At 63.5% G+C, this 8,398-nt stretch carries 2 protein-coding genes; one reads left to right on the top strand and one right to left on the bottom strand.

The genetic code is table 11. The features are described 5' to 3' along the window. Window positions 1-20: 20 nt before the first annotated feature. Window positions 21-7,340 (top strand): amino acid adenylation domain-containing protein, encoded by a 7,320-nt coding sequence (locus tag BA011_RS46780; RefSeq protein WP_420493462.1) that lies wholly within the window; start codon window positions 21-23, stop codon window positions 7,338-7,340. Here BA011_RS46780 and BA011_RS39605 read toward each other — a convergent pair. After that, window positions 7,329-8,279, bottom strand: a complete 951-nt coding sequence (locus BA011_RS39605; RefSeq protein WP_072638367.1) for an IS481 family transposase — start codon at window positions 8,277-8,279, stop codon at window positions 7,329-7,331. The two genes, BA011_RS46780 and BA011_RS39605, sit on opposite strands and share 12 nt — an antisense overlap. Window positions 8,280-8,398 lie beyond the last annotated feature (119 nt).

Raw genomic sequence — 8,398 nt, 5'->3', positions numbered from 1 at the left:
CGAGGCTGTTCGCCACGCCGGTGCTGGCGGATCTGGCGGCAAGCATCGTCGAGGCGTTGAGCCGCGCCGGTCCGCAAGAGCTGCCGGCGATTGCGGCCGTGTCGCGTCATGAGCCGCTTGTGCTGTCGTTTGCGCAGCAGCGGCTGTGGTTTTTGGCGCAGCTGGACGAGGGCAGCACCAACTATCACATTCCGCTGACCTTGCGGCTGCGTGGTGGGCTCGACCGCACCGCCTGGCAGCGCAGCCTTGACCGTTTTTTTGCCCGTCACGAGGCGCTGCGCAGTGTCTTTGTCGCACCAGAGGGCAAGCCCCGGGTTGAGGTTCTGCCGCCGGATGCGGGGCTGCCGGTGCTGGAGCACGATCTGCGGGCCCGGCCGGATGCAGAGGCAGCGCTTCTGGATCTGTGCCACGAAGAGGCGCGCACGCCATTCGATCTTGCGCGGGGGCCGCTGATCCGCGGGCGTCTGATCCGGATGTCGGATGCGGAACACGTCTTCCTGCTGACGCAGCATCATATCGTCTCGGACGGCTGGTCGCTGGGCGTGCTGCTACGTGAACTCAGTCAGCTTTACCAGGCGTTCGAGGCTGGACGGGACGATCCTTTGCCGCCGCTGGCGATCCAGTATCCGGATTATGCCGCCTGGCAACGCCAATGGTTGTCGGGGGAACGGCTGCAGAGCCAGGCGCAGTATTGGCGCGACACCCTGTCCGGCGCTCCGGCCCGACTTGCCTTGCCGACGGACCGTGCGCGGCCGGCCCAGCAGTCGTTTGCCGGGGCCAGTGTGCCTGTTGTCATCGATGCGGATCTGACGCGGGGGCTGAAGCGGCTGAGCCGGCAGCATGGCACGACCTTGTTCATGACGGTGCTGGCGGCCTGGGCGGCGGTGCTGTCGCGTCTGTCGGGGCAGGACGACCTTGTGATCGGCGTGCCGAGCGCCAATCGAGGCCGGCGCGAGATCGAAGAGTTGATCGGCTTCTTCGTCAACACCCTGGCGCTTCGGGTCGACCTGTCGGGCGAGCCGAGCGTGTCGCAGCTTCTGGAACGGACGCGGCGCACGGCCCTGGCTGCGCAGGAGCATCAGGACCTGCCGTTCGAGCAGGTGGTGGAGATCGTCAAGCCGCCCCGGCATCTCGATCACACGCCGCTGTTCCAGGTGATGTTGGCCTGGCAGAACAACCCTGTCGGGTCGTTCGACCTTGCCGGGCTGAGCGTGGCGGCGGCCGGGGAGGGGCTCGATCAGGTCAAGTTCGATCTGGAGCTGAGCCTTGGCGAGTGTGATGAGGTCATAGCCGGAACGTTTGGTTATGCCACGGCGCTGTTCGATCAGGCGACGATCGAGCGGCAGCGTGGTTATCTGCTGGCGTTGCTGCGGGCGATGGTTGCCGATGCGGGTCAGCCGGTCGGCCGCATCGAGCTGCCGTCATCAGATGAGCGCACCTATCTGCTGGAGGATCTGAACCGGACGGCGGCGGCCTATCCGTCGGAGCGGTGCATCCATGAACTGTTCGAGGCACAGGTGCAAAAGGCGCCGGAGGCGGTGGCGGTGGTCCATGAGGAGGAGCGCCTAAGCTATGGCGAGCTCAACGCGCGGGCCAACCGGCTGGCCCATCATCTGATCGCCCTTGGGGTCAGGCCGGATCAGCCGGTGGCGATCTGCCTGGAACGCAGCCCGGCGATGGTGGTGGGTCTTTTGGCGATCCTCAAGGCGGGCGGCGCCTATCTGCCGCTGGATCCGGCCTATCCGTCGGCGCGGCTGCGGCAGATTGTCGAGGATGCCGCACCGCGGCTGCTGCTTTGCGATGCCGCCGGACGCGCCGCACTCGGCCCCGAGGCGCTTGTCGATCTGACGGTGGTCGATCTGGAGACGGCCACCCCGGCCTGGGCCGAACTGCCGGCCTCGAACCCGGACCCGCGCGCCCTTGGCCTGAGCCCGCGCCATCTCGCCTATGTCATCTACACCTCAGGCTCCACCGGAACCCCAAAGGGCGTCATGGTCGAGCATCACAGCACCGTGAACCTGCTGCATTGGAGCAGCGGCGTATTTGCGGAATCAGAGATCAGCCGCACGCTGTTTTCTACCTCGATCAGTTTTGATCTGTCCGTCTATGAGTGCTTCGTTGCGCTGTCGCAAGGAGGCACTCTTTATCTTGTCGAGGACGCGCTGGCGTTGGCGCAGACGCCCTTGGATGTCTCCTTGATCAACACGGTCCCCTCGGCGATCGCCGCTCTGGTCGACAAGCAAGCCGTGCCAGCTTCGACACGCGTCATCAATTTGGCGGGTGAGCGGCTGAAGGCAGATCTGATCGAGAGGGTCTTCGAGAGCAGTGGCGCAGAGAAGATCTGTAATCTGTACGCTCCTTCCGAGACGACGACGTACTCGACCTGGATTTGCATGCCAAGGGGAGAGGCTGTCGTTGAGACGATCGGCCGTCCGATCGCCAACACGCGGATCTACCTTCTGGACGCTCATGGTCAGCCGGTGCCGTTCGGGGCGGTGGGTGAGCTTTACATCGGCGGAGCGGGGGTTGCGCGTGGCTACCTCAACCGTCCCGAGCTGACGGCGGCGCGGTTCATCGCCAGCCCGTTTGTGGAGGGCGACCGTCTGTACCGGAGCGGCGACCTTGGGCGTTATCTGCCGGACGGCAATCTGGAGTTTTTGGGCCGCAACGACGATCAGGTGAAGATCCGCGGCTTCCGCATCGAGCCGGGCGAGATCGCCGCACGGCTTTGCGAGCACGAGCTTGTCGGCGATGCGGTGGTGGTGGCGCGCGCCGACCGCGCCGGCGACCAGCACCTTGTCGCCTATGTCGTGTGTGGACCCGAGGCAGGATCGGACGACGAGGATGGAAGCGGGCTGGCCGGCGCCTTGCGCGCCCATCTGGGCGGGCGGCTGCCCGACTACATGGTGCCGGCTGCCTTCGTGCGGCTCGAGGCGCTGCCCTTGACGGCGAACGGCAAGCTCGACCGCCAGGCGCTGCCGGCCCCCGACGACGATGCCTATGCGCGGGCGGCCTATGAAGCGCCGCAGGGCGAGGTCGAGACGGCGCTGGCCGGGATCTGGCAAGAGCTCCTCGGTGTCGAGCGGGTCGGACGCAACGACAACTTCTTCGAGCTCGGCGGCCACTCGCTCCTGGCGGTGCAGCTGATGGAGCGGCTGCGGCTGCTGTCGCTGGGGGTGGAGGTGCGCACCCTGTTTGCCAGGCCGGTGCTGGCCGATCTGGCCGCAAGCCTTGGCAGCCATCACGAGGTGGCGGTGCCGGCCAACCTGATCACCGAGCACAGCACGGCGATTACGCCGCAGATGCTGCCGCTCATCGAGCTGGCCCAGCCGGAGATCGACCGGATCGTCGCCACGGTTCCCGGCGGCGTCGGCAACATCCAGGACATTTATGGCCTGTCGCCGCTGCAGGACGGCATCCTGTTCCATCATCTGCTGGCCAGCCGGGGCGATCCCTATCTGCTGGTCTCGCAGATGGCCTTTGCCGACCGTGGCCTGTTGGAGCGCTATCTTGGCGCGGTTCAGCAGGTGGTGGATCGGCACGACATCCTGCGCACGGCCTTTGTCTGGGAGGGGCTGTCGAGCCCGGCGCAGGTTGTCTGGCGCAAGGCGGCCTTGGATGTGCGCGAGGTCGAGCTGGAGGGCTGTGATGGTTCCGGCGCCGATGAGCTCAGGCGGCGGTTCGATCCACGCCAGTACCGCATCGACCTTGGCCGGGCGCCGCTGATGCGGTTCGTGATCGCGCGCGAGCCCGGCAGCGGGCGCTGGCTGCAGCTGCAGCTGCTGCACCATCTGATCGGCGATCACACGACGCTGGAAGTGATGGATGCCGAGGTGCGGGCCGTGCTTGACGGGCGCGCCCATGAGCTGGCAGCGCCGCAGCCGTTCCGCAACCTGGTGGCGCAGGCGCGGCTGGGGGTTGATGCCAAGGCGCATGAAGCGTTCTTCCAGGAACAATTGGCCGACATCGACGAGCCGACCATGCCGTTCGGGCTGAGCGAGGTCTACGGCGACGGCAGCGGATCCCGCGAGGCACGGCGGATGCTGCCGCAGGCGCTCAACGATCGGCTGCGGCAACAGGCGCGGCGGCTGGGGGTGAGCCTGGCGAGCCTTTGCCATCTGGCCTGGGGGCAGGTGGTGGCGCTGAGCAGCGGGCGCGAGCAGGTGGTGTTCGGCACGGTGCTGTTCGGCCGCATGCATGCCGGTGCCGGCGCCGACCGGGCGCTGGGCCTGTTCATCAACACCCTGCCTGTGCGGCTTGACCTCGACGGGACCGGGGTCGAGGCGAGCGTGCGGACCACGCATGCGCGGCTTTCCGAGCTGCTGGCGCACGAGCATGCCTCGCTGGCGCTGGCGCAACGCTGCAGCGGGGTGGCGGCGCCGGCGCCGCTGTTCAGCGCGCTGTTGAACTACCGTCACAACACGCCGGCGGTCGCCTGCGAAGCGGATGATGTCCTGTCCGGCCTGGAATGGCTGGGCAGCGAGGAGCGCACCAACTATCCACTGACCCTGTCGGTGGAGGATTCTGGCGAGGCGCTCGCCCTGACGGCGCAGGTGGTGGAGCCGATCTCTGCGGATCGGGTCTGCGGCTACATGCAGCAGGTGCTCGAGCAACTGGCCGAGGCGCTGGAGCATGCCCCCAATAGGCCGGTGCGCGACCTCGACATCCTGCCGGCCGCCGAGCGCACCTATCTGCTGGAGGATCTGAACCGGACGGCGGCGGATTATCCGTCGGAGCGGTGCATCCATGAACTGTTCGAGGCACAGGTGCAAAAGGCGCCGGAGGCGGTGGCGGTGGTCCATGAGGAGGAGCGCCTAAGCTATGGCGAGCTCAACGCGCGGGCCAACCGGCTGGCCCATCATCTGATCGCCCTTGGGGTCAGGCCGGATCAGCCGGTGGCGATCTGCCTGGAACGCAGCCCGGCGATGGTGGTGGGTCTTTTGGCGATCCTCAAGGCGGGCGGCGCCTATCTGCCGCTGGATCCGGCCTATCCGTCGGCGCGGCTGCGGCAGATTGTCGAGGATGCCGCACCGCGGCTGCTGCTTTGCGATGCCGCCGGACGCGCCGCACTCGGCCCCGAGGCGCTTGTCGATCTGACGGTGGTCGATCTGGAGACGGCCACCCCGGCCTGGGCCGAACTGCCGGCCTCGAACCCGGACCCGCATGCCCTTGGCCTGGGCCCGCGCCATCTCGCCTATGTCATCTACACCTCAGGCTCCACCGGAACCCCAAAGGGCGTCATGGTCGAGCATCACAGCCTGGTCAATCTGGGGTTGGCTCAGATCGGGCTTTTTGGCGTCTGTTCAAATAGCCGTGTCGTGCAGTTCGCCTCCTTCGGTTTTGATGCAAGTGCTTCGGAGCTTGTCATGGCTTTTGGCTCAGGCGCCGCATTGCACTTGCCTGCGGACGAGCTCCGCCAGGCGAGTAACAAGCTATCGGATTACCTGCGAAGCGAAGCCATAACCCATGCGACGTTACCTCCAGCCTTGCTTCAGGCAAGCAAGGATCCGGGATGTTTGGCATCGCAAGTTCTCATTCTTGCTGGCGAACTGCCGAAAGCAGAACTCGTCCGAAGTCTGGCCCCGGCATCTATCGTCAACGCTTATGGCCCGACCGAAGCAACAGTCTGCGCGACGGTTTGGAGTTGTCCCGATGATTTTGATGGGTCAGTCGTCCCGATCGGCCGTCCGATCGCCAACACGCGGATCTACCTTCTGGACGGTCATGGTGCGCCGGTGCCGTTTGGGGCGGTGGGTGAGCTTTACATCGGCGGGGCGGGGGTGGCGCGTGGCTACCTCAACCGTCCCGAGCTGACGGCGGAGCGGTTCATCGCCAGTCCGTTTGTGGAGGGCGACCGTCTGTACCGGAGCGGCGACCTTGGGCGTTATCTGCCGGACGGCAATCTGGAGTTTTTGGGCCGCAACGACGATCAGGTGAAGATCCGCGGCTTCCGCATCGAGCCGGGCGAGATCGCCGCACGGCTTTGCGAGCACGAGCTTGTCGGCGATGCGGTGGTGGTGGCGCGCCAGGACCGCGCCGGCGACCAGCGGCTCGTCGCCTATGTGGTGGCGAAGCCGGCGCACGGATCGGACGAGGCCGATGGCGCGCAGCTTGCTGCCTCCTTGCGCGCCCATCTGGGTAGCCTGCTGCCCGACTACATGGTGCCGAGCGCCTTCGTGCGGCTCGAGGCGCTGCCCTTGACGGCGAACGGCAAGCTCGACCGCCAGGCGCTGCCGGCCCCCGACGACGATGCCTATGCGCGGGCGGCCTATGAAGCGCCGCAGGGCGCGGTCGAGACGCTGCTGGCCGAGATCTGGCAAGAGCTCCTCGGTGTCGAGCGGGTCGGACGCAACGACAACTTCTTCGAGCTCGGCGGCCACTCGCTCCTGGCGGTGCAGCTCTCGAGCCGAGCATCAGATCTTGGGCTGAAGTTCAGCACCGCCGACCTCTTCCAAGCCCCTGTTCTGACGGACTTTGCAACGAAGATTCACTTGGGACCACAGCTCAGCAATCCGGGAGTGATATCCGTTCAAGCAACCGGCTCGCAGCCGCCGCTGTTCTTTGTTCCCACAGGTTTGGGCGATTGTTCCTATGTCCCCAGTTTGGTAAAGGAAATGGACGTAGACTGTCCCGTCTATGCTTTGCCATGGCCGTCTTTCGATGAAGTTCGTCCACCAACCCTTGAGGCGATAGCCGCGGAGATCATCGTGGCGATTAGAGAGATTCAGCCCCGGGGTCCATATCGATTGGCTGGATACTCATCAGGCGGAATATTGGCTTACGCAATCGCACAGCGATTGCTGAGTCTCGATGACGCTGTGTCGTTCATCGCTCTCATCGATGTTACGCTACCTGCAAATCCATCAAGCATATCGCCCACCCAAATGATACGAGAAGTCGTACTGGATTCTTTTGAATCCTTGGATGATGAGAGCTTCGAAGTGTTGGAACGCTTTACTAGACAAAGTTCGATCGCACAGCTGCTTGAAAAGGCACAGCAAATCGGGGCGATACCTCTGGATCGTGATCTCCAAAACGTTGTTCTGATGTATGAAAAAAGCGCGCAATTTCATGCGGCGCTACAGTCGTATCGGGTTCCGTCGCTGCCAATTGAGGTACATCAGTTTTATGCCACTGAGCCTCTCATCAGTCGTCGGGTACCACCTGATGAAGCCTCAATAGGTCCAGAGGCAAGCTCACCCATGCGCGGTTGGGACCGGGTTCTAGGTGCGGCGGCCATTCATGCTGTGCCGATCCCAGGTAGGCACGAAACATTGATGAGCGTTCCACAAAACCGCGTAGTTCTGGCACGCTCCATATCACGAGCCTTAGGTGTTTAGTCCCGGCATTTGATGGATAGGATCGATGATGAATCGATCTGGCTCGGAAGTCCACCTTTTGCAGATGAACTCGTAGGGGGTGAGGCCCTTTAGTGTCTTGAGCCTGCGCCCAAAATTGTAGGCGTCGATGAAGTCGGCGAGATGCTTTTTCAGTTGTGCGTGATCGTCGTAGTGGAAGCGCTTGACAGTCGCTTCCTTGATCGTCCGGTTCATCCGCTCGACCTGCCCATTGGTCCATGGGTGCTTAACCTTTGTCAGGCGATGCTCGATCTCGTATTCCTCACAGACTCGGTCGAAGATGTGCTGGAAGGCATTTTGGTCACAGGCCCGGTTGGTGAACTGGATGCCATTATCGGTCAGGATAGTATGGATGGTGTAGGGCACCGCCGCGATCAGGTTGCGCAGGAACTGGGCGGCATTCATCTTGCCAGCTTTGGCATAGAGCTCAGCGAAGGCGAACTTGGACGTGCGATCAATCGCCACGAAGAGATAGAGCTTGCCCTCAGCCGTCTGCACCTCGGCAATATCGACGTGGAAGTAGCCGATCGGGTAGCTTTTGAACTTTTTCTTCGGTTCTTTGTCGCCTTTCACTTCCGGCAGGCGTGAAATGCCGTGGCGCTGCAGACACCTGTGCAGGGACGAACGTGTCAGATGCGGGATCGTCGGTTGAAGGGCATAGAGGCAGTCATCAAGAGGCAGCAATGTATGCCTGCGAAAGGCGACGATGACGGCTTCTTCTTCAAGGGAGAGGATTGTCGAATGCGGGTCCTTCGGGCCTGTCGGAAGATCGGCCAATGATGTCCGTCTCTTCCATTTGGCTATTGTCTTCTGATTGACCCCATACCGCTTTGAAAGCGCTCTCAGGCTCTCTTCACTATTTTGTATTGCTCGACGGATTGCCTCTGTCGTTGTGGCGCTCCCGTGTAGAACCTGGCCCATAGTGCCTCCCTCCATTCTAAGGAAAATAATGCACCATCAAATGCCGGGACTAAACACTTAGGTGGTGTGGACTCTAGGCGCACCTGATGCCACTCAGATCTCGGAGTCGATGGCATCTT

Source organism: Rhizobium leguminosarum (assembly GCF_001679785.1).
In the GTDB taxonomy this organism is placed as follows: domain Bacteria; phylum Pseudomonadota; class Alphaproteobacteria; order Rhizobiales; family Rhizobiaceae; genus Rhizobium; species Rhizobium leguminosarum_R.
The sequence above is the reverse complement of the archived record's forward strand: the minus strand, read 5'-3'. Positions and strand labels throughout refer to the sequence as shown.